Source organism: Bradyrhizobium sp. NBAIM08, assembly GCF_020193935.1.
GTDB classification, from domain to species: Bacteria; Pseudomonadota; Alphaproteobacteria; order Rhizobiales; family Xanthobacteraceae; genus Bradyrhizobium; species Bradyrhizobium yuanmingense.
The window spans coordinates 1-380 of record NZ_JADYVR010001397.1 but is presented as its reverse complement, the minus strand read 5'-3'; the positions used below and the strand labels follow the sequence as shown (position 1 = coordinate 380).

Sequence of the window (380 nt, the reverse complement as noted above, 5' to 3'; positions counted from 1 at the left end):
TGCTCTATTCGGTGGGCAAGGACAGCGCGGTCATGCTGCACCTGGCGCGCAAGGCGTTCTTTCCCGCGCCGCCGCCTTTTCCCCTGCTCCACGTCGACACCACGTGGAAGTTCAAGGACATGTACGCGCTGCGCGATCGCATGGCCGCAGAATCGGGCATGGAACTGCTCGTCTACCAGAACCCCGAAGCGACCGAGCGAGCGATCAACCCCTTCGATCACGGTCCGCTGCACACCGATATGTGGAAGACCGAGGGGCTGAAGCAGGCGCTCGACAAGTACGGCTTCGATGCGGCCTTCGGCGGTGCCCGGCGCGACGAGGAGAAGAGCCGCGCGAAGGAGCGGATCTTTTCGTTCCGCACCGCCAGCCACGGGTGGGAC

At 64.7% G+C, this 380-nt stretch carries 1 protein-coding gene; it reads left to right on the top strand.

The window, feature by feature from the left end; genetic code table 11:
• A partial coding sequence (locus tag I6F37_RS45110) for a phosphoadenosine phosphosulfate reductase family protein (protein ID WP_225155145.1) occupies positions 1-380 on the top strand: 380 nt, incomplete at both ends.